Source organism: Mesorhizobium sp. M0244, assembly GCF_040321795.1.
Lineage (GTDB): Bacteria > Pseudomonadota > Alphaproteobacteria > Rhizobiales > Rhizobiaceae > Mesorhizobium.
Genome location: NZ_JAMYSE010000013.1, coordinates 53,163 through 73,681, shown reverse-complemented (window position 1 = coordinate 73,681; position 20,519 = coordinate 53,163). Strand labels below are relative to the sequence as shown.

21 protein-coding genes are annotated in these 20,519 nt (G+C 61.3%); 17 read left to right on the top strand and 4 right to left on the bottom strand.

From position 1 onward, the window contains the following. The first annotated feature begins 106 nt into the window (after positions 1-106). The 6 genes from NKJ08_RS12175 (at position 107) to copD (ending at position 6,481) form a co-directional block, all read left to right on the top strand. Positions 107-1,777, top strand: coding sequence for an ABC transporter permease (locus NKJ08_RS12175; RefSeq protein WP_352781844.1), 1,671 nt, complete (start codon positions 107-109; stop codon positions 1,775-1,777). Then, on the top strand, positions 1,770-2,834 hold the full coding sequence (locus tag NKJ08_RS12170) for an ABC transporter ATP-binding protein (RefSeq protein WP_352781843.1): 1,065 nt from the start codon (positions 1,770-1,772) through the stop codon (positions 2,832-2,834). Before NKJ08_RS12175 ends, NKJ08_RS12170 begins: the two co-directional genes overlap by 8 nt. Positions 2,835-3,167: 333 nt before the next feature. Continuing rightward, positions 3,168-4,175 carry an AI-2E family transporter gene (locus NKJ08_RS12165; protein WP_352781842.1) on the top strand — a complete coding sequence of 336 codons (1,008 nt, stop codon included), beginning with the start codon at positions 3,168-3,170 and terminating at the stop codon, positions 4,173-4,175. A gap of 285 nt (positions 4,176-4,460) precedes the next feature. Beyond that, positions 4,461-5,003: a hypothetical protein gene (locus NKJ08_RS12160; protein ID WP_352452020.1), complete on the top strand. Its 543-nt coding sequence runs from the start codon at positions 4,461-4,463 to the stop codon at positions 5,001-5,003. Between the two features lie 276 nt (positions 5,004-5,279). Next, positions 5,280-5,621 carry a copper homeostasis periplasmic binding protein CopC gene (copC, locus tag NKJ08_RS12155; RefSeq protein ID WP_352781841.1) on the top strand — a complete coding sequence of 114 codons (342 nt, stop codon included), beginning with the start codon at positions 5,280-5,282 and terminating at the stop codon, positions 5,619-5,621. Between the two features lie 2 nt (positions 5,622-5,623). Then, complete coding sequence (copD, locus tag NKJ08_RS12150) at positions 5,624-6,481, top strand: copper homeostasis membrane protein CopD (RefSeq protein ID WP_352781840.1); 858 nt, start codon at positions 5,624-5,626, stop codon at positions 6,479-6,481. Positions 6,482-7,261: 780 nt separating this feature from the next. Here the strand turns inward: copD and NKJ08_RS12145 are convergent. Then, positions 7,262-7,402 (bottom strand): hypothetical protein, encoded by a 141-nt coding sequence (locus NKJ08_RS12145; RefSeq protein WP_352577933.1) that lies wholly within the window; start codon positions 7,400-7,402, stop codon positions 7,262-7,264. Between the two features lie 400 nt (positions 7,403-7,802). On the opposite strand from NKJ08_RS12145, the gene NKJ08_RS12140 reads away from it, so the two are divergent. Continuing rightward, on the top strand, positions 7,803-8,447 hold the full coding sequence (locus tag NKJ08_RS12140) for a DUF1007 family protein (RefSeq protein WP_502906326.1): 645 nt from the start codon (positions 7,803-7,805) through the stop codon (positions 8,445-8,447). A gap of 21 nt (positions 8,448-8,468) precedes the next feature. Beyond that, a complete protein-coding gene (locus NKJ08_RS12135) occupies positions 8,469-9,182 on the top strand; it encodes a HoxN/HupN/NixA family nickel/cobalt transporter (protein WP_352527389.1) in 714 nt (237 codons plus the stop codon). 164 nt (positions 9,183-9,346) lie between these two features. Here the strand turns inward: NKJ08_RS12135 and NKJ08_RS12130 are convergent, their stop codons facing one another. Genes NKJ08_RS12130 through NKJ08_RS12120 form a run of 3 tightly spaced genes read right to left on the bottom strand, consistent with a single transcriptional unit; the run spans position 9,347 to position 11,316 of the window. Then, positions 9,347-10,135 carry a hypothetical protein gene (locus NKJ08_RS12130; RefSeq protein ID WP_352527311.1) on the bottom strand — a complete coding sequence of 263 codons (789 nt, stop codon included), beginning with the start codon at positions 10,133-10,135 and terminating at the stop codon, positions 9,347-9,349. 11 nt (positions 10,136-10,146) lie between these two features. Then, entirely contained in the window at positions 10,147-10,884 is a 738-nt protein-coding gene (locus NKJ08_RS12125) for a HupE/UreJ family protein (RefSeq protein WP_352495696.1), read from the bottom strand. 48 nt (positions 10,885-10,932) lie between these two features. Then, positions 10,933-11,316 (bottom strand): hypothetical protein, encoded by a 384-nt coding sequence (locus NKJ08_RS12120; RefSeq protein WP_352495698.1) that lies wholly within the window; start codon positions 11,314-11,316, stop codon positions 10,933-10,935. Between the two features lie 106 nt (positions 11,317-11,422). On the opposite strand from NKJ08_RS12120, the gene NKJ08_RS12115 reads away from it, so the two are divergent. From NKJ08_RS12115 to NKJ08_RS12075, 9 genes are all read left to right on the top strand, one after another. Further along, positions 11,423-11,704 carry a metal-sensing transcriptional repressor gene (locus NKJ08_RS12115; protein WP_352495699.1) on the top strand — a complete coding sequence of 94 codons (282 nt, stop codon included), beginning with the start codon at positions 11,423-11,425 and terminating at the stop codon, positions 11,702-11,704. A 9-nt stretch (positions 11,705-11,713) separates the two neighbouring features. Beyond that, positions 11,714-13,057, top strand: a complete 1,344-nt coding sequence (locus NKJ08_RS12110; protein ID WP_352495723.1) for a cation diffusion facilitator family transporter — start codon at positions 11,714-11,716, stop codon at positions 13,055-13,057. A gap of 67 nt (positions 13,058-13,124) precedes the next feature. After that, positions 13,125-14,447 (top strand): MFS transporter, encoded by a 1,323-nt coding sequence (locus NKJ08_RS12105; RefSeq protein ID WP_352781839.1) that lies wholly within the window; start codon positions 13,125-13,127, stop codon positions 14,445-14,447. Positions 14,448-14,456: 9 nt separating this feature from the next. After that, complete coding sequence (locus NKJ08_RS12100) at positions 14,457-14,897, top strand: YqaA family protein (RefSeq protein WP_352781838.1); 441 nt, start codon at positions 14,457-14,459, stop codon at positions 14,895-14,897. Between the two features lie 163 nt (positions 14,898-15,060). After that, positions 15,061-16,623, top strand: coding sequence for an ABC transporter substrate-binding protein (locus NKJ08_RS12095; protein ID WP_352781837.1), 1,563 nt, complete (start codon positions 15,061-15,063; stop codon positions 16,621-16,623). Positions 16,624-16,651: 28 nt separating this feature from the next. Beyond that, positions 16,652-17,593 (top strand): ABC transporter permease, encoded by a 942-nt coding sequence (locus NKJ08_RS12090; protein WP_352781836.1) that lies wholly within the window; start codon positions 16,652-16,654, stop codon positions 17,591-17,593. Between the two features lie 4 nt (positions 17,594-17,597). Beyond that, a complete protein-coding gene (locus NKJ08_RS12085) occupies positions 17,598-18,509 on the top strand; it encodes an ABC transporter permease (RefSeq protein WP_352781835.1) in 912 nt (303 codons plus the stop codon). Further along, positions 18,506-19,519 carry an ABC transporter ATP-binding protein gene (locus tag NKJ08_RS12080; protein WP_352663507.1) on the top strand — a complete coding sequence of 338 codons (1,014 nt, stop codon included), beginning with the start codon at positions 18,506-18,508 and terminating at the stop codon, positions 19,517-19,519. Before NKJ08_RS12085 ends, NKJ08_RS12080 begins: the two co-directional genes overlap by 4 nt. Next, complete coding sequence (locus NKJ08_RS12075) at positions 19,512-20,495, top strand: oligopeptide/dipeptide ABC transporter ATP-binding protein (RefSeq protein ID WP_352781834.1); 984 nt, start codon at positions 19,512-19,514, stop codon at positions 20,493-20,495. The genes NKJ08_RS12080 and NKJ08_RS12075 overlap by 8 nt, the downstream gene beginning before the upstream one ends. Positions 20,496-20,519: the final 24 nt, after the last annotated feature.

Below are 20,519 nucleotides of genomic sequence, written 5' to 3'. Positions count from 1 at the left end.
GTGCCTCCACAGTCGGCTCTCTCACCCTTCTTGCTGTTAAGAATCATCGGAACGGCGCGCTTGCGCTCTTGCTAGCGGACGGCCCCCGGCTTTGTTCGAGGCGATCATGCCCTTCCGTGTCTTTCGTGTCAGCACCAACCTCCTCGCCATCCTGGTGGTGCTGGCACCGGTCACCCTGATCATCTATCAGAGTTTTCTGTCCGCGCCTTTCTTCCAGAAAACCGCGCATCTGTCGCTGAACGCCTACAGCTTCATCCTCGCGGACGCGGATTTCTGGCTAGCGCTGACGACTTCGCTCAAGCTCGCGGTGGGCATGACGGTGATCGCAGTTCCGGTGGGAATCCTGCTCGCGTTCATCATCGTGCGCACCGACGTGCCGGGCAAGCGCTGGCTGGAGCCGATTATCCTGATCCCGGTTTTCATGTCGGCGGTGGTGCTGGCCTTCGGCTATGTGATGACACTGGGACCAGTCGGCTTCGTCTCGCTGGCGGTCAAGTCGATGATCGGCTACGTGCCCTGGAATGTCTATTCGGTGACATCGATCGCGATCATTGCCGGGCTGACCCATGTCCCACATGTCTATCTCTATGCATCGGCGGCGCTCCGCAACGTTGGCGCCGACCTCGAAGAGGCGGCACGCACCGCCGGCGCCGGCCCTTGGCGCGTCGCCGCCAGTGTGTCGCTGCCCATGGTGATGCCGGTGGTGCTCTATGCGGCGGTTCTGGTGTTCTTCCTCGGTTTCGAACTTTTCGGCCTGCCGCTGGTGCTTGGCGATCCGGAAGGCGTGCTGGTTCTCGCCACCTATCTCTACAAGCTCACCAACAAGCTCGGTGTTCCTTCCTACCAGTTGATGGCCGTAGTGGTGGTGGCGATCATCATGATCGCGCTGCCGCTGGTGGTGCTGCAGCGCTACATGCTGCGCAACGCCAGCCGCTATGTGTCTGTCAAAGGCAAGGGCAGTCGGCACAACCCCATCCGGCTGGGCGCTCTTCGCTGGCCGGCCTTCGCGCTTGTGGTGGCCTGGTTCGCGGCCACCGTGATCATACCGGTGGCCGGCGTCGCAATTCGTTCACTGGTGACAAGCTGGGGCGTCGGGGTGAATATCTTCCAGGTGCTGACGTTGGATCACTATCGCGATCTCGCTGACTATCCGAATGTCGTCAGCGCCATTGTCAACACGGTCGGCGTCGCGGTGGTCGGCGGCGCGGCTTCGATCGCGGCCTATACTGCCGTGGCACTCGCCGGTCATCGCTCGAGCGCACCCCTGACCAAAGTCGTCGACTACGTGGCCATGATACCGCGGGCGATGCCGGGCATTGTGGCTGGCCTCGCCATGCTGTGGATATTTCTGTTCTTCAAGCCGATCGCACCCCTGCGTGCCACGATGATCTCGGTATGGCTCGCCTATACCATTGTGTGGTTCGCCTATGGCATGCGGCTGATTTCCGGAACGCTCCTGCAGATCGGCAAGGAGCTCGAGGAAGCCGGCCGGTCAGTTGGCGCCAGCGAGGGCCAGGTTGCCAGGGACATCACCCTGCCGCTCATCCGCGGCGGCATGTTCTCAGCCTGGCTGTTGATCTTCCTGATCTTCGCCCGTGAATATTCGACGGGCGTCTATCTGCTCGGACCGGGAACCGAAGTGATCGGCTCGCTCATGGTTTCCCTTTGGGGCACCGGCGCGATCGATCTGGTCTCCGCTCTCGCCGTCATCAACACCGTCATTATCGTGACCGGTCTTGCCCTCGCGATGCGCTTTGGAGTCCGCCTCAATGACTGACATCATCATAGACGGTCTGCGCCTCAGTTACGGCAACCTTGAAATCCTGAAAGGTGTGTCCTTCTCGGTCGAACCGGGTCAGATCGTCGCCTTGCTCGGCGCTTCCGGGTCCGGCAAGACGACGCTCTTGCGAGCGGTCGCGGGTCTGGAGACACCCAACAGCGGCAAGATACTGCTCGGTGACAAACCGCTTTTCGATGCCGGGCGGAACATCAATCTGGCGCCGGAAACGCGCGGTCTCGGGCTAGTATTCCAGTCCTATGCGCTGTGGCCGCATCGGACGGTGTCCGAGAATGTGGGTTATCCCCTGAAGCTGCGCAAAGTGTCCCAGGCAGATGTTGCGAGCCGCGTCCAGAAGGCTTTGGACAGCATCGGCCTCGGCAAACTGGGCGAGCGCTATCCGCATCAGCTCTCCGGCGGACAGCAGCAGCGCGTGGCGCTGGCCCGTGCGCTGGTCTATGAGCCGAACGTGATTCTGCTCGATGAGCCGCTGTCCAATCTGGACGCCAAGCTACGCGAAGAAGCGCGGATCTGGCTGCGCCGCCTCATCACCAATCTCGGGCTATCGGCGCTGTGCGTCACCCATGATCAGGTGGAAGCGATGGCGCTCGCCGACCGCATCCTGCTGCTCAACGGCGGCCAGATCGAACAGGACGGAACGCCCAAGCAAATCTATAACAAGCCGAAGAGCCTGTTTGCAGCAGAGTTCATGGGTGCCAGCAATCGCCTTGACGGCGTGGTCACCGCCATCAACGGCAACCGTGCGGAAATTGTCGTGAACGGCATCCATCTTGTGGGCAGTGCCCAGCAGGAGTTGACCGTCGGCGCCAAAGTCACCGCACTCGTCCGGCTTGAGCGGGTGACATGGTCCGGGGAGGACGGCCCTGGACGTATCGCCATGACCTGCGTCGAGAGCCTTTTTCTTGGCGATCGGCATGAAGTCATTTTCGAAGGCAATGACCTGACCATCCGGACCTATTCCCGGGACGCCCTTCCGTCCGGCCAATACCATGTCGAGTTCCCGTTCGAGGATCTGATGGTCTTCGCGGCGGAATGAACTTCGGCGTTCACCACGAAGAGCATCATTCTTGCCAACCGGCATGAACATTCTCGAGCGGCTGACCTGCCACGAGCATTTCCTCCATCTGAGATTAGGGTCCGGCCTCGATTGAATGGCGGACTGATGAAGAGAAAGCGGTTTACCGAAAAGCTGATCATCGCGTCCTGCGTGAGCATGAGGCGGGGCAAAAGCGGGCAACCTGGCGCGCAAGCATGGGACCTCCGAGGCGGTTAGCCTTACACACGTGTTGAACGCGTGTTCGCTTGCGCATCACCGGGTATCAAAGCTAATGAAACCCGGAGAGGACTTGGCTGCTTCTGCAGGTGAAAAGTGCTGACTTTCTCACGGTTCTATCTCGCGTCGTGTCTGCTCGCGCTTATAGCGCTGGTCGCCGTTCTCGAACTCGGGCTGCTTCCGGCACTGCTTTCGGGCCTTCTCGTGTTCAATCTCGTTCATTTCGCCGCACCGATGCTCCATCGAATCGGCGTTTCCAACAGCCTGACGAAAAGCCTTGCGCTGACCTTGGTGGCATTGATTTTCACGCTCCTGATAGCCGCCGCTATCTTTAGCGGCATGTCGCAATTGACTGGCGGTTCGGAGAACGTCGTGACGCTCCTCAAGAAGATGGCCGAGATCATCGATACCGCGCGCGTCCATCTCCCGACCTGGGCGATGGCCTATTTTCCATCAAACATCGAGGAACTGGAAGTCTTCGCGGCCCGGTGGCTCCGCGAACATGCCGGCCAGCTTCAACTCGTCGGGCGGGATGTCGGCGTCCTTGTGGTCCACATTATCGTCGGCATGGTGATCGGCGGCTTGATCGCGGTGAGCTCGGCGGCGCCATCGCGCGAGCCCGGCCCACTGGCGGTCGCGCTGGCAGATCGTGTCAACATTCTGAGCAAGGCCTTTCGCAACATCGTGTTCTCGCAAATCCGGATTTCGGCGTTGAATACGTTTCTGACGGCGGTCTATCTCGTCGCTGTTCTGCCGTCCTTCGGCATCGATCTGCCATTCATCAGGACAATGATAGCGCTGACTTTCGTCGCCGGCCTTCTGCCGGTCATCGGCAATCTGATCTCCAACACCGTGATCGTGGTTGTCAGCCTCAGCATCTCCTTCCTTGCAGCACTCGGCTCGCTTGCCTTTCTCATCGTCATTCACAAGCTCGAATACTTTGTAAACGCCAAGATCATCGGTTCGCGGATCAATGCGCGTGCCTGGGAGCTACTTCTGGCGATGCTTTTTATGGAAGCGTGGTTTGGTATGCCAGGTCTTGTCGCCGCGCCGATCTATTATGCCTATCTGAAGGCTGAACTGACGATGCGCGGGCTAATCTAGGGTTGGGCAGGTGGCGATTTGACGACGCAAGCAAGGTTGCTGGGAAACCGCGCAAATTTGGCCACTCGCTGAACAGCACCATCTTGGTTAGTGAACCCTCAGGAGTTTCGTGACCGATTTGAAGGCCCCCGTTTAATAGCACGCCCCCTGCAAAGACATTAGACAGCGCTAAAACGTAAATTGTCCGGAGGCATGTAATCTGCTAGTGTTTGATCACCGACAAACGGCTTCGGAAAGCCGTGCGTCGGACATCATGCACAAGATCAACTCAACCGGAGAACGGCCATGAAACGGCTTCTGACGGTCGCTGCCCTTTTGGCGGCAGGCAGTTTGGTTACGATGCAAGGCGCAGCCGCCGACGACGCTGCGATGATCAAGAGCGCTGAATCTGCTGCACCCCCTGCCGTGGCAAGCGGCGCTGCGGTCTACGCCGCGGATGAAAAGGGCGCCATGCGCACCCTGCGCGAGGGCAAGAACGGCTTCTGGTGCATGCCAGACAGCCCGTCCACGCCCGGCCCGGACCCAATGTGCGGCGATGCCAACGCGATGGAATGGGCGATGGCATGGATGGAAAAGAAGGAACCGCCCAAGGGCAAGGTCGGCTTCATGTACATGCTGTCCGGCGGTACCGATGGCAGCAACACCGATCCCTATGCGACGAAGCCCGAGGAAGGCAACAATTGGATAGAGACCGGCCCGCATGTGATGATCGTCAACGCAATGGACATGATGCAGGGCTATCCGACGGACCCCAAGCCTGACACATCCAAGCCCTATGTGATGTGGCCGGGCACTCCATACGCACATCTCATGATCCCGGTTAAATAGCTGAAATGGAGTCACGCGGGCGCAAACGCTTGTTTCGCCCGCGCTTGTCCTGATAATTACAAACGCTTGCGGCGTCCGTGACCTTCAATCGAGAGTCTCGGCGGTCGGTAGCGTGTTGGCCTGATCTCCCATCACTTTTCCGGCAAATGGAAAATTTCGTGACAGCTCGAACGGTGGCGGCCCTGCAATACCAAATATTCGTATATTCGTCAGGAAGTGCATAGTCTTTGATGACCGTCGTCGCGGGAGGAGTTCGCGTTGAACCGGACTATCCGAATGATCGCCACACTTGCGCTGTGGAGCGTGCCATTATCCGGCCAGGCGCTTGCGCATGCTCGATTGGTCGAGGCTACTCCAGAGATCAATAGCAACATTGCCGCTCCGCCCACTGAGATTCGACTGCGCTTTAGCGAACCCATTGAGGCTCGATTCTCGGGCATCGATCTGTCGGGGCCGGATGGTGCGAAGATCACCACGGAGATCGCGGTGCAGGATGAGGACATGGTGTCACCTGTATCAAGGTCCCTTGCGCCGGGTGTTTATCAAGTTGATTGGCACGCGCTGTCAGCAGACGGGCACAAGGTGAAGGGCAATTTCAAATTTGAAGTCAGACCGTAGAAATGGACGTTGATGGCACTCTGGCCTTCGCCCGGTGGGTCTACTTCCTCTCAGTGATGATTCTATTCGGGTCGGCACTCTTCCCTTTCTATGCGCTAGACAGAACCGCGGCTTCCGCGCTTGCGCCTCTACCCCGTAACATCAATCCTGCCCTCGCACTTGCGGCCGCAATCTTCGCGGCAATTTGGCTGCTGTGCTTTACGGCCGGGCTCTCCGGACGCGAGGGTATGGTTGACACCTTGCACGGCGTTCTCATGGAAAGCGACTTCGGAACTGTTTGGTTTGTTCGCCTTTCGCTCGTTCTCCTGCTCCTGGTGATCAGCTTCTCGGGGCGGCCCGAATTGGTCGTCGGGCCGGCTTTCTTGCTACTGACCTGTGAGGGTTGGCAGGGCCACGCGGCGGCGTTGGGCCTTCTAGCCTCACTGACTCAAGCTCTCCATGTTGCAAGTGCCGGGGCGTGGATAGGTGGCCTCCTGCCCCTCGGCCTGCTAATCGCGGCAGCGCAGCGGCATCCATCCGAAGTCGCAGGCGTGGAAACCGTCCTGTGGCGCTTCTCCCGCTTTGGTATGGTGGCGGTTGCGCTCATTTTTTTTACGGGCGCTATGACCACTTGGCTAATGCTTGGCTCGTTCCCCGATCCGCGCAACAGCTACGGTCGAATTCTCCTGTTCAAGATCAGCCTATTCGTCGCGATGGTCGGTTTGGCGGTCTACAATCGATACGCCCTGGTCAGCCGCATGAAGTCCGAACCGGCCAAAAGTTTGGGAACATTGTCTCGCAACGTTGCGCTGGAGCAGATCATTGGGTTTGGGGTGCTTATGGATGTAAGCGCGCTGGGGCTTATGGATCCGTACGCGTGACGCGCTGACTTTGCAATTATCCGCTGGCAACCGTTTCTGCAATTCGCGATCGACACTCACCTCTATCCGCTTGGCGCACAGAGTGGCTGGCCGGTCTGGCTGCCGATCTCAACCAACGTTAGGACGTGTGGAGCGCGGATATATGCCTGCGACCTAGACACGATTCCATGCGTAAACGAGTAACTGCCAGCCCCAGCCGGCTAGCGTTCATCGCTCCTTTGATCCCCACCCTGGTGGAGAAGCCTCCCGAGGGCCGAGGGAATGGACACACAAGTTCGACGGCTACCGCGGGTCTTCAATGCGGACCGCGTCGGAGAATAACTGGCGAATGATACTACGGGGCGACGGCGCAGCCGCCGACAGTCGGATGGAGGTCGATCTCGTCGCAGCCGCTGGGCCCGCCAAATGGCACTCTTGACTAACGTGCCAGAGGGTCCATTTTTTGACCCTGCGGTGTGCTGATGTCGAAGCCCTCTTTATCCCGGCGCTCGCTGCTATATGCCTGAGATCGCCGCTGGTGCGTGCCGATAAATGTCGATCTGGCGTTGGAAGCTTTTCACGGTATTTGTCTTGCCCATGGACCTGACTTCGAACGAACCGTCCTGCGGCCAGGAGACGCGGATGGACTCCGTTGTCCGGCGACGCAGCACTTGCCCCCGTCGGTGACGTAGGCGCCTTCCAGGGCTGGGAGGCGACCGGTGACGACCTCCCGGCCAAAACCATGATCGCGGTGACAAAAGCCACTTGAATGGCAAGTCCGTGCAAACTTGCTCCATAAAGCTATTCGATGTCGACCGCGCGCCATTCGAGGAGCGTTTCTTCGCCCGGACGGATGCCGAAACAATCGGCGAGGACAGAAACGGAATGCAAGTTTCCAAACTCTACATATTGACAGCCGGCAATCGCAAGCAGCTTGTCCATTTGACGTTCCCGAGGTCCCGGATCACATCGAACACGGTCATTGCAAGCTCGATCGCCGACGACTAGGGCGGATCAGCTGGTGTTATCTGCACGGGACGCGGGGCTTTTTGCGTTTGCAAGGAACTCGCGATAGGAATGCTCTGAATCGATCAGGAGCAGGAAATTGAGCGATCGGCAAAAGATTATCTGGATGATAGTGCTGGCAATCCTTGCTGGTATCGCGGTGATCATGCTCAAACATTCGCTGAAGGGCGACCTTGGGTAGCTGCCTCCTTAAATGAAGCAACACAGCCCTGATCGATCAAGGTTGGTATGGGCTTTGGCCCGTCCCATTTCGGCCTGCTTGCAATGGCAGGTGTCCTGCCTGATGCGGAATCGACGAACGAAATGTGAGCGAAAAATGCAACTGACAGGCATGGTATCAGGCGCGGCGCTGTTGCTCGCTTCCGCCGCGGCAGCGAACGCCCATCCACATGTGTTTGCCGAAGCGACGCTGGACCTGACCGTCGGTCCAGACAGAACGCTCAAGTCGCTTCGGCATCTCTGGCGTTTCGACGACCTCTTTTCCAGCACCGTGCTGATGGAATTCGACAAGAATTCCGACCTTGTCCTTGATGCGAAGGAACTCGATGAAGTCGCTCTCACCGTCCATGCGTCGTTGGCCGAGTACAACTACTTTCAGATGGTGACCTTGAACGGCAAGGACGTGACGATGGCGCCACCGCCGAAGTTCAGCGTCAGCTATGAAAACGATCAACTCGTCGTCCAGTTCGAAACGCAGCCAAAGGACCCGTTGGCCCTTGCTGGAAAAGTCAGTATCGGTGTCTACGATCCGACCTTCTACACGGCAATCGATTTTACCGACGACGACAAGCTTGCGGTGGCCGGTCTGCCGCAAGGCTGCTCGCGCGAGGTCGTGCGTCCAGATCCGGACACGGCCATCGCGCAGAACCAGAAGAGCCTGACAGACGCGTTCTTCAGTGATCCGACGGGGACCGATCTCGGCAAGATTTTCGCGACGCGCCTCGAATTGACGTGCGGCTGACCCGGAGCCGGTTCGATGGCCATGTTCCAGACGCTGGTCGAGTTCCAACGCACGATCTACCTGGCGCTGGCCGAGCAGATCAAACTGCTTGCGGCCGGCGGCGGTTGGCTGGCGTTCACGGCCTTTCTGCCGATGGGCATTCTGTTCGGTGCGGCGCATGCGCTGACGCCGGGCCATAGCAAGGCTGTCCTGGCCACCTATCTGGCAGGATCGGACGCCAGCGTCCGGCGTGGGCTTCTGGTGTCGCTGACACTCTCCTTCACGCATGTAACGATTGCCGTGCTGATCGCGGCGCTCTCGTTGCCGTTGGTATCGATTGCCCTGGGCAGTGTTGGCCGCGCCCCGCTGCTGGAAGACGTCAGTCGGGGCCTGCTTGGCCTGATCGGCATTTGGATGCTCTGGCGCGCATTGAGCCACGGCCATCACCACAAGCATGAGGGCGAGGCCGTCGGCGTCATGGCCGGCCTGATCCCATGCCCGCTGACGCTTTTCGTGATGACCTTTGCGATATCCAGAGGCGTTCCGGTCGCCGGCATTCTTTTTGCAATCACCATGATGGCCGGCGTGGCGCTGACGCTGTCTTGCGTTGCGATGCTGTCGATCCTGTTTCGTGAACGTCTGGTGCATTTTTTCGATAGCCGGCCACGCCTGTTCGATGCCATTTCCCGAGCCATTGAGGGCGCTGCCGGCTTGGCGCTTGCCGGCGTAGCCGTTTGGCAGATCACGTCGGGCTGAAATGCCGTGAACCAGATCGAGCGGTGGATCAAGACCCGTTTACCTGAAGGTCAGCCGTGTCTTCGTCGCGGCGCAAAGCTTCGACGCGCATCTGCGCTCGTCGGTGGAACAGACGGATAGGTGACGCCCGACGGTCGAAGTGGCGCCGGGCGACCCTGTATGCGTTAGATCATACGCTTGATGTCGATGTAGTCGCCTTCAGTCTGGATCGTCAAGGTCACGTCGCTGCCACCGCGGTTGCGCCAGAACCAACCGTGATTTCCATCGAAGGCGGCTTCAATGGCACCTTCGTCAGCTGGAACGCTGCGACCCTTTTCATAGCTGACGGACTGACCGCCGCCATCGCCGTGCGTCTCGAAGTTCACCACGCCACCGTCAGCTGTCCAGGAAAAGTTTGCCTTGGCGCCCTGCCGCATCACGAGCTTGACTTCGGCACCCTGGCCTGGCGCCAACGTGAAGGATAGCTCGTCTTGCCTTCCATCTGGCTGGATCGGGGCTTCCGAGGTTGCTTCGGTGGCAGGCGTTGTAGCAATGGCCGGAGCCTCGGCAGGAGCGATCTCTCCAACTGTCACATTGTCTTGGGCAACGGCCTCCCCAGTTGGCGACGGCTGCAAAGCAGGCCGTTCGGCGGTCAGGGCGACGAGGAGGTTTTCAATTCGGTCCATGCGCGCCATCAACTCGGCTGGAGGGACCATTTGCGTCATCCGCTCGGTTGGTGCCTTCGCGCTGGCCATTTCGTCGGCTGCCGCCTCGGCTGCCAGCTGTGTCTTGATTTCGCCCATTCTGGTGAGGCCGAGCAATCTGCCTGCTCCGGTCGGGTCGATCGCATACTCGGACGGCATGACGACCGTGATGAGCAATGCGAAAGCCGTCAGCGCGGCAATGAAGGTGGAGCGCTTGAGCTGCGCTGACGTCGGCAAATCGGCGCGGCTGGGAAGGTCGGTGTTGTACATGATTCGGTTCCTTATGCGGCGACGAACAGGCCGGTGAGCTGATATCCGATCAGCAGGAAACCAGCCGTCATCATGATGACGTTTGCGGTATAGGCGTGGCGCCAGAAACTTCGTGTCCGGCGCCAGTAGCCCATCACGATCAGGATGGCGCCAAGAGCCAAGAGCTGGCCGATCTCGACGCCGACATTGAAGGCCAAAAGGTTGGGCACCAGGCCGTCCGGCGAGATGTTGTATTCGATGATCTTCGTCGACAGGCCGAAACCATGGAAGAAGCCGAAGACCAGCGTCGCGATCTTGGTGTTCGGCTGGAAGCCGAGCCATCGCTGGAAAGAGCCCATATTGTCGAGCGCCTTGTAGACCACGGAAAGGCCGATGATCGCGTCGATGATGTAGCTGTTGATGCCGACGTTGAAATAGACGCCGAGCAGCATGGTCGTGGAGTGGCCGAGCGCGAACAGGCTGACATAGATGCCGATATGCTTCATCCGGTAGAGGAAGAAGATTACCCCGAACAGGAACAGGATGTGGTCGTATCCGGTCACCATGTGCTTGGCGCCGAGATAGATGAAGGGCAGCACGTTGATGCCCGAGATTTCCTGGATGTAGCCCTTGTCGCCGGCAGCGACAGCATGGGCAAAGGCCGCTCCGGTCAGCAGCGGCAGGGTCAGGAGAGCGATAAGCAGGGGAAGGACGGATCGCCCACACGTGCGACGCGCGCGTGGTCGGCCCCGGTCGAAGGGTCCTTGCATAAAATTTCCAATCTTCGTCGTTGAGGGTGGCCGCGTGAGCGGCCGCGATCATGCGGCGAGGAATGGCCTCGGCGGTCGCTCAAGCCGGAATGTCGTGCCCGGATCGAGGAAAGTCGGCGGATAATTCAGCCAGCTCCGTTCGACCTGCGGAAAGGTCGGTGCGAACCCGACAGGCGTGCTCGCCGTCTCGTGCGAATGGTCTGCCGCATCGTGCCCGTGAAAATGGCCAGCGCTCTGCTCGTCGGCAACGCCGTCATCGTGTGCGTGGTCATGATCTTCGATCTGCGCGGCGGCTCCGCCGTGACGTTCAACCGCGGTGGCAATCGCGATCGGATCGTGTGAGGTCGAATAGCCGAAAGGACGCAGCACGCCGAACATCATCGCTAAAGCGATGACCAGACAAAAAACTGTGCTGTGGATCCGATTCGGCATGAACGGCGATTATTCTCCAAAATCCTAACGAATGGTTGTTGACTGCACCGGAATCGAGGCCTCTTTGAGGCTTGTTGTATCCCCTCCAAGAGGATGGTATCAAGAGATGAGCGAGCAGCCTCATACCCACGAAACCCATCCCGATATCGTCAAGCGCCTGAAGCGGGCTGGCGGACATCTGAAGGGCGTGATCGAAATGATCGAAGCGGGCCGGCCCTGCCTCGATCTTGCCCAGCAGCTCCATGCTGTCGAGAGGGCCATCGCGCAAGCCAAGAAGACCCTGATCCAGGATCATCTCAACCATTGCCTTGAAGACGTCGTCGGGCCGCTGGCGCGCGAGCAGCGCCGCTCGATCGACGAGTTCAAGGATATCACCAAGTACCTGTGAGAGAACACCATAATGGATAAGATACGCGACTGGTTCGGCTTCGGTCCGATGACGCAGGGCTTCGGCGGCCATGGACATGATCATGGTGATGGTGATGGCGGCCATGGCCACACCCACGGCGTCATCGATCCGACGATCGCCACGACGACGCGCGGCATCTGGGCAATCAAATGGTCATTCGTCGTTCTGGCCGTCACGGCAGCGCTCCAGCTTGTGGTCGTGTTCCTCTCCGGCAGCGTGGCGCTGCTGGCCGACACCATCCACAATATCGGCGACGCGGTCACCGCCGTCCCGCTGTGGATCGCCTTCATGCTGGTCCGCCGCAAACCGAGCAAGGCGTTCACCTACGGCCTGGGCCGCGTCGAGGATCTGGCCGGGATCGTCATCGTTCTCATCATTCTTTTCAGCGCCATCGTCGCAGGCTATGAGGCGATCGACAGGCTGATCAATCCGCGTCCCATCGCATTTCTTGGCTGGGTCGCCATCGCCGGCCTCATAGGCTTCATCGGCAATGAAGCGGTGGCCGTATTTCGCATCCGCGTCGGCCGAGAGATCAACAGCGCGGCGCTGATCGCGGACGGCTACCATGCCCGCACCGACGGCTTCACCAGCCTGGCAGTCGTCCTTGGCGCTATCGGCGTGTGGCTGGGCTTTCCGCTTGCCGATCCGATCATCGGACTGCTGATCACCGCGGCGATCTTCGCCATCGTCTGGCAGTCGTCGAAAGCCGTGTTGACGCGCATGCTCGATGGTGTGGAGCCCGGCATCATCGATGAAATCCATCATGCCGCCGAACATGTGTCCGGCATCGAGCGCGTTGGAAGTGTGCAGGCGCGCTGGATCGGCCATCGCCTACATGCCGACGTCGCCATCAGTGTTCCGGATGCGGCGACGGCCAAAGACGTACTGGGCGTCAGCGAAGCCCTTAAGGAGGAACTGTTCGCCCACTTGCCGGCGTTGGCGGAGGCGAATGTCCGCCTCGAAAGCTCAGCCGGTTCGACCGCCAAGCGGGGGGAAACCTCTCATGCTCATCATCATGCACCGGAGCCGTTCAAGGTAGTCTGCGATCTGGCTGCAGGGACATTGGAAATCGTCGATACACCGGCTGGCGAGCGGATGCGGCTGACCATCGATCGCCACGCCGATGATTTGACAGCGACGGTGATTATCGACCGACCCGAAGGGCCAGAGACGCTTCGCCTCGAGCCCGCCGCTGACAACCATCATCGGCTTGAGAGCACCGTCGCCCCTGCCGAGCCGCATGAGTTCCAGGCGAGGTTGATCCTGGCCGCGAAGGGTCGCGAGCAGGTGCTGCCGTTCAAGATGGTCGAACCCGAAGGTCACCACCACTGAGACAGGCGGGCTGTTTGCGCTATGTTCCTGGCTCGACGAACCCCAATCCGCTGCAAGAACGCAAAATATGCTTCAGGTCCTGGCCAATCGCACCTACCGTCATCTCTTCCTGGCCCAGGTCATCGCCCTGATCGGCACTGGCCTTGCCACCGTAGCACTCGGGCTGCTGGCCTATGATCTTGCCGGCGCCGATGCCGGCGCGGTGCTCGGCACGGCGCTCGCTATCAAGATGATCGCCTATGTCGGCGTGGCGCCTGTCGCCGCTGCGTTCGCCGAGCGCCTGCCGCGCCGCACCATGCTGGTTTCGCTCGACCTCATCCGGGCTGCGGTCGCGGTGTTCCTGCCCTTCGTTACCGAAGTCTGGCAGGTATATGTTCTCATCTTCGTCCTGCAGTCGGCGTCGGCAGGCTTCACTCCGGCCTTCCAGGCCTCGATCCCTGACGTGCTGCCCGAGGAGAAGGACTACACGCGGGCCCTGTCGCTGTCGCGACTGGCCTATGACCTGGAAAGCGTCGTCAGTCCCATGCTGGCGGCGGCGCTGCTTTCCGTCATCAGCTTCCACAGCCTGTTCGCCGGTACGGTTATCGGCTTTCTCGCCTCGGCGGCGCTGGTGGTGTCGGTGGTCCTGCCGAGCCCTAAACCGTCGCAGCCGCGCGGCGTTTACGATCGTACCACGCGCGGAATCCGCATCTATCTGGCGACGCCGCGATTGCGCGGGCTGCTGGCCCTTAACGTTGCCGTCGCGGCGGCAAGCGCGATGGTGATCGTCAACACGGTCGTCCTGGTGCAGGCGCAGTTCGGCCTCTCGCAAAGCGACACGGCGCTGGCGCTCGCAGCGTTCGGCGGCGGATCGATGATTGCAGCCCTTGCCCTGCCGCGGCTGCTGGAGAACGTCCCGGACCGGGTTGCGATGCTCTCGGGCGCCGCGATCCTGGTCGCGGGCGTGCTGGTGGGACCGCTCGCCGGCAGCTATTATCTGCTGCTGCCGCTCTGGTTCGTGCTGGGGCTCGGCTATTCGTTGGCGCAGACGCCTTCGGGCCGATTGATCAGACGTTCTGCCGATGCCGTCGACCGGCCCGCTCTGTTTGCGGCCCAATTCGCGCTTTCGCATGCCTGCTGGCTGATCACCTATCCCATTGCCGGCCGCGTCGGTGCCGCGATGGGATTGCCCTTCACCTTCGTTCTGCTCGGCGTTATAGGCGCCGCTGCCCTGCTTGCCGCGATCTGGCTATGGCCGAAACACGATCCCGACGTGCTTGTGCATACGCATGTCGACCTGCCTGAGGACGACCGTCATATCGGGGACGCAGTATGGTCGGAAGCGGGCTATGAGCATTCGCATGGCTACGTCGTCGACGATCGGCACCCGAAATGGCCCAAGGCAAGCTGAGAGCTCGAAATGCCTGGCGAGCTCGCCATCTATGGCGGTCTTTTCCTGACCGCGTTCGCGGCGGCGACCATCCTGCCGATGCAATCGGAAGCAGCCCTTGCGGGGCTGCTCCTGACAGGAAGCTATGCTCCGGCTCTGCTCATCGCCTCCGCAAGCGCAGGCAATGTGCTCGGCTCGATCGTCAACTGGTGGCTCGGCTGGGGCGTCGATCGCTTTCGCAATCGCAAATGGTTCCCGGTGCGGCCCTCTGCGCTGACGCGCGCGACGCGATGGTATCAGCGCTATGGACGATGGTCGCTGCTGTTGAGCTGGCTTCCTCTCGTTGGCGATCCGCTGACGGTTGTGGCGGGAGCGCTGCGGGAGCCATTCTGGAGCTTCCTTGCGATCGTCACGATCGCGAAGGTCGGCCGCTACCTTGCGCTGGCGGCGATGACGCTGAGCTGGATTTAGCGCCTGTCGAGACCCGCGCCGGCATGGCGACATCACGCGAGACGGCGCTTTCCTTTGCCAAACGCAGCGCTGCGCGCCAACTTGGATTGGCGCCGAATATGTCTATACAAATGGGAATGCATGTGTACAATCGCTACCAATCAATCAAAAATGGGGAACTGAAATGATCACTCTCGACCGCCGCAATTTCCTTGTTTCCACCGCCGGCCTTGCCTTCGCCGCTGCGCTGCCACGCACCGCCTTTTCCGAAACCAACGACACGCTGAAGATTGCCATCGCCGCGGAGACCGGCGATCTCGACCTGCTGCAGAATGTTTCAACGCTGAGCACCTACACCATCGTCTTCGATGCGCTGATCCACTACGGCCAGAACGGCGCGCTTGAGCCGGGACTTGCCACCAAATGGACCATTGCCGACGATCAGCTTTCGATCGCTTTCGATCTGCGTGAAGGCGTGACCTTCAGCGACGGCACGCCGTTCGATTCCACCGCAGCCGAATGGAACCTCAAGCGATGGATGGGGGTGAGCGACTTCTCCTGGATCGGCATCTCCGATGCGTTCGACAGCATTGTCACGGACGGACCAAACAAGCTGACGGTCAAGCTGAAGCGACCGGTGCCGGCCGCACTCCTCGAACTCACCATCGTCCGCCCAGTTCGTTTCCTGTCGCCCAAGGCAGTCGACAAGGATGGCAAGCAGACGGCGCCGATCGGAACCGGTCCATGGATCGTCGAAAAATACGATTCGAGCGGCACCAGCCTCGTTCGCAACGACAAATACTGGGGCGAGAAGCCGCTTTTCAGCCGCATGGAACTGAAGGTGGTTCCCGATGAACTCGCTCGTGCCAACGGCCTCCGCTCAGGCGACCTCGATGTCATCGGTGGCGACTGGGTGGCGACGCTATCGCCGCGCCGCGCCCGTGCGCTGGAAAGCGACGGCATGAAGGTTGTTGCCGAGCCGGGCACCGCGACGATGCTGCTCGGCTATTCGCCGACGTCGAAGATCATCGCCGACAAGGCCGTTCGCGATGCCGTCTATGCATCGGTCGACCGGGCGGCGATCGCCAAGGTCCTGTTCGAGGGCTTTGCCGACCCGGCCGCCGATCTGTTCCCGGCGAACGTGCCGTCGTCGGGCAAGCGGCATGACGTGCCGGTGCGTGACGTGGCGGCGGCCAAGAAGATACTTGCCGACGGGGGCTGGGCAGAGAGCGGCGGCGCCTGGACCAAGGCTGGCTCTCCTCTGACCATCGACTTTCTGGTTTCCGAAGAGTCCCTGCCGGGATCGCGGCGCATCGCCGAAATGATCCAGGGTCAATTGTCCGAGGTCGGTTTCCAGGTCCAGGTCTCTTCTGTCGACAATGCCACCATGCATGAACGGCGTCCGGCCTTCGACTATGATCTCGCTTTCTTCACCACCTATGGCGCTCCCTATGACCCTCACGGGACCCTTGGCAATGCCTTCGTCTCGACGGCGGACAGCGGGCCTGACGGCAAGATCTATGTCTCGGACGCGCTCGACGGCATAGTCAAGGCTGCGCTCGAGGCGAGCGGCGCCGAACGCGACCTGAAGATGCAGGCTCTCTACGATTGGCTGCACGACAACACCGCCATCTGTCCGCTTGTCGTCAGCCAGCGGCTGTGGGCTCACAATCCGCGCGCAGAGAATTTCTCGCTTCCGGCGACTGACTACGACTTGCCGTTCAAGGCGATCACGCTGAAGGCCTGAAGACTTCGAGCCCGAGTGAGGCCTGACGATGAAACGCACGATCCTGCGACGGATGCTGCTTGCCTGCCTTTTGATCCTGGCGGCATCCGCGCTGACATTCGCCCTGGTTGCGGCGGCTCCGGGCAATGTTGCGGCGCTCATTGCCGAGCGTGCGGCAGGTCCTGGTGCTGACGCGCAAATGATCGCCAAGATCGGCAACGAGCTCGGTCTCTACGACCCGTTGCCGATCCGCTACGGACGCTGGCTTTCCGGCGCGTTGGCCGGCGATTTCGGCATCTCACTGCGAACGGGAAAGCCGATCTCGTCGGAGTTTGCCGCCCGCATCCCGATGACGGCGGCTCTGCTTGCCGGCGGCGGCGTTCTCGCCTTCATTTTCTCGATCACGCTCGGCATTGCCGGCGCCGTCAGCAATGGCGGCTTCATGGACAGGTTCCTGCATGCATTTTCGCTGATCGGCGCGTCGACCCCGAACTTCTTCGTGGCGGCGCTGCTGGTCATCGCGTTTTCGGTGATGCTCGGCTGGGTGCCCACCTTCGGCACCAGCGGCTTCACCTCATGGCTTCTGCCGTGGGTGACGATCGCGCTGTTCCCGGCCTCCGTTCTCAGCCGCGTCGTTCGGGTCAACCTCCAGGAAGCGATGTCGCGGCCGTTTGCGACAACCGGCTTCGCCAAGGGCTATACCAGAACGCAGGTGCTGCTGCGCGAGGCGCTGCCCAACATCGCCATTCCGTTCCTGACGACATTCGGCGCGCAATTCACGCTGATGATCATCGGATCGATCGTCGTCGAGACGGTATTTGCATTGCGCGGCGTCGGTGCCTTTTTCATCGAGGCGATACGCTTCCGCGACTTCATCGGCATGCAGTCGGTGCTGCTGCTGTTTGTCGTCTTCTTCGTCATGGTCAATTTCATCGTCGACATGATTTGCATCGTCGCGGATCCGCGAATGCGCCGGGCGCGGGGAGCATGAGGCGATGAACATTTCCGCTATCAGGGACATCAAGGACTGGCCGTGGCTGGTGCTGGTCCCCGTCATCGGCTTCGTGCTGGTCGGCATCTTCGCTCCGGTAATCATGCCTTACGATCCAAGCACGCAGGACTATTCGGCGACACTGGAGGGCGTGAGCTGGAGCCACTGGCTCGGCACCGACTATCTCGGCCGTGACGTCTTGAGCCGTATCATCGGCGGCGCGCGCATCTCCCTGGTGGCGATGGTGATCGTGCTTGTCGCCGCCTTGGCGATCGGGGTCACGATCGGCTCCTTCGCCGGCTATGTCGGCGGCCGTGTCGAGCTCGTCCTTATCAGCATCATCGATATTGCGCTGGCACTTCCCAGCCTTGTGATCGCGCTGGCGTTGATCGGCATTCTGGGCACCGGCTACTGGTCGATGATCACGGCGCTCACCCTGGCGTGGTGGGCGAACTATGCCCGCATGAGCCGCGCCGTCGTCACCGCCGAGCTGCAGCAGCCCTATATCGAGGCGGCCCGCGTGATGGGCGCCGGTCATCTCTGGATTTTTGCCCGCCATATCCTGCCGCATGTGCTTGCTCTCGTCGTGGTCTACGCAAGCGCCGACGCCGGCGCGCTTGTGCTGGCCATCGCGACGCTCAGCTTTCTCGGACTTGGCGTCGCGCCGCCGACACCGGAATGGGGCCAGATGCTGGTCGACGGCATGAGCTACATCGAGGAGGTGCCGCGCCTCGTCGTGCTGCCCGGCCTGGCACTGACGCTGGTCGTGGTCAGCTTCAACCTTCTGGGCGAAGCCTTCGCATTGCAAAAGGTGCCGCGGCCGGTTCGCGGCGCGACATTGCGCAAGCGCCGTAACGCGCGTGCTCGCGAAGAAGCCGAGCGCAACGCCGTCGAAACGGGAACGACTTCAGCATGAGCGACGGTCAGCCGATCTATTCGATCGAAGATTTGGTCATCGACCTCTACGCCACCACCGTTTCGGTGCGGGCGGTGGACGGGGTGTCGTTCAACGTCCGTCCCGGAGAAACGGTCGCGGTCGTCGGCGAAAGCGGTTCGGGAAAGACCGTAATGACGCTCGGTCCGCTCGGCCTGCTGCCCGAGGGCGTGACCGTGGACATGAAGGGATCGGCGCGAGCCGACGGAAGCGAACTGCTCAGCATCGGTTCCCGGCAATTGTCGGACCTGCGCGGGCGCTATTTCGGCGTGATTTTCCAGGACCCGATGAGCGCGTTGAACCCGATGCTGAAAATCGGCCCGCAGCTGGCCCGCCAGGCGCGCCGCTTCGCCGGCCTGTCGCATGAGGCCGCGCGCAAGGAAGCGGTCTCGCTTCTGGCACGCTCCGGCATTCCGGACCCTGAGGATCGCTACAACCGCTATCCGCACGAAATGTCGGGCGGCATGCTGCAGCGGGCGATGATCGCGCTGGCGCTGGCGGCCCGGCCGCGCGTGCTGATCGCAGACGAGCCGACCACGGCGCTGGACGCCACCGTCCAGGCGCAAATCCTGGAGCTCATCCGTCAGATCCAGCGCGAGGATGGCATCGCGGTCGTGCTGATCACGCACGATATCGGCGTGGTCGCTTCCGTCGCCGACCGCGTCATCGTGCTTTACGCCGGCCAAGTGGCGGAGGAGGGGACGGCGATGGATGTGCTGACCCGGCCGGTCCATCCCTATACGCGCGGGCTGCTCGCATCGGTGCCGGATTTTCGCGCCGACGAACGCGCGGCGACCCGCGAGATACCGGGCCTGCCGCCAAACCAGATCCGGCTGGAACCGGGTTGCCGGTTTGCCGAGCGCTGCGAACTGGTCGAAGCCGGTTGCCGGCAGCACCGGCCGCCGTTGCAGACGATATCCGCGTCGACAAGCCCGCACCGCGTGGCTTGCCCGGTCGTGCTGAAACGAGAGGGGATCGCCGTCCATGTCTGATGCCGCAGCGATCGAGGTCAGGGGATTGAAGGTGCATTTCGCCAACCGGTCGGGTGTCGGCGCGGTGCGGGCGGTCGATGGCATAGACCTGACGGTCACGCGCGGCGCGTTCCACGGCATCGTCGGCGAGTCCGGCTGCGGCAAGACCACGCTGGCGCGCACCATCGTCGGTTTGCAGAAGGAGAGCGAAGGCACTGTCCTGATTGGGGGAAGGGATCGCACCGAATGGCTGAAATCGGACAGGAAGTCGTTCAGCCGCGAAGTCCAGTTCGTCTTCCAGGACCCGTTGGGGTCGATGAGCCGCCGCCAGTCCGTCTACCAGACACTGGAGGAGCCGCTGCAGATCCATCGCTTCGGTTCATCAGTCGAGCGCCGGCGCCGCATCGCCGAGCTTCTGGATCTGGTTGCGCTGCCTGAGACGGTGCTCGACCGTTTGCCAAGGTCGCTCTCCGGTGGCCAGCGGCAGCGCGTTTCGATTGCGCGCGCGCTTGCGCTGAAGCCGTCCATACTGGTCTGCGACGAACCGCTCAGCGCGCTCGACGTTTCGATCCGGGCGCAGATCGTCAACCTGTTCACGTCGCTCCAGAAGCAGCTTGGTCTGACCATTGTCATTGTCGCGCATGATCTGGCGATCGTGCGCGAGGTCTGCTCGGATGTGACCGTGATGTATCTCGGCCGCATCTCGGAAGCTGGCGTGACCCGGCCACTATTTCGCGAGCCAGCCCATCCCTACAGCCAAGCGCTGCTGTCGGCTGTTCCTTCTCCCGATCCTCGCATCGAAGCCGGGCGCCGCCGGATCATTCTCGCCGGCGATCCGCCAAGTCCCAGCGCGCCGCCTCCGGGGTGCCGGTTCAACACGCGCTGTCCGGTGGCGATCGATGTCTGCCGGGTCGAGGAACCGATGCTGCGATCGGTGCCGCATGGCGGCGTGGCAGCCTGTCATCTGGCCGATAGCGGCCGCCGCCCGGTTATCTGAAAGATGGCGTTTCTGCCCCCAACG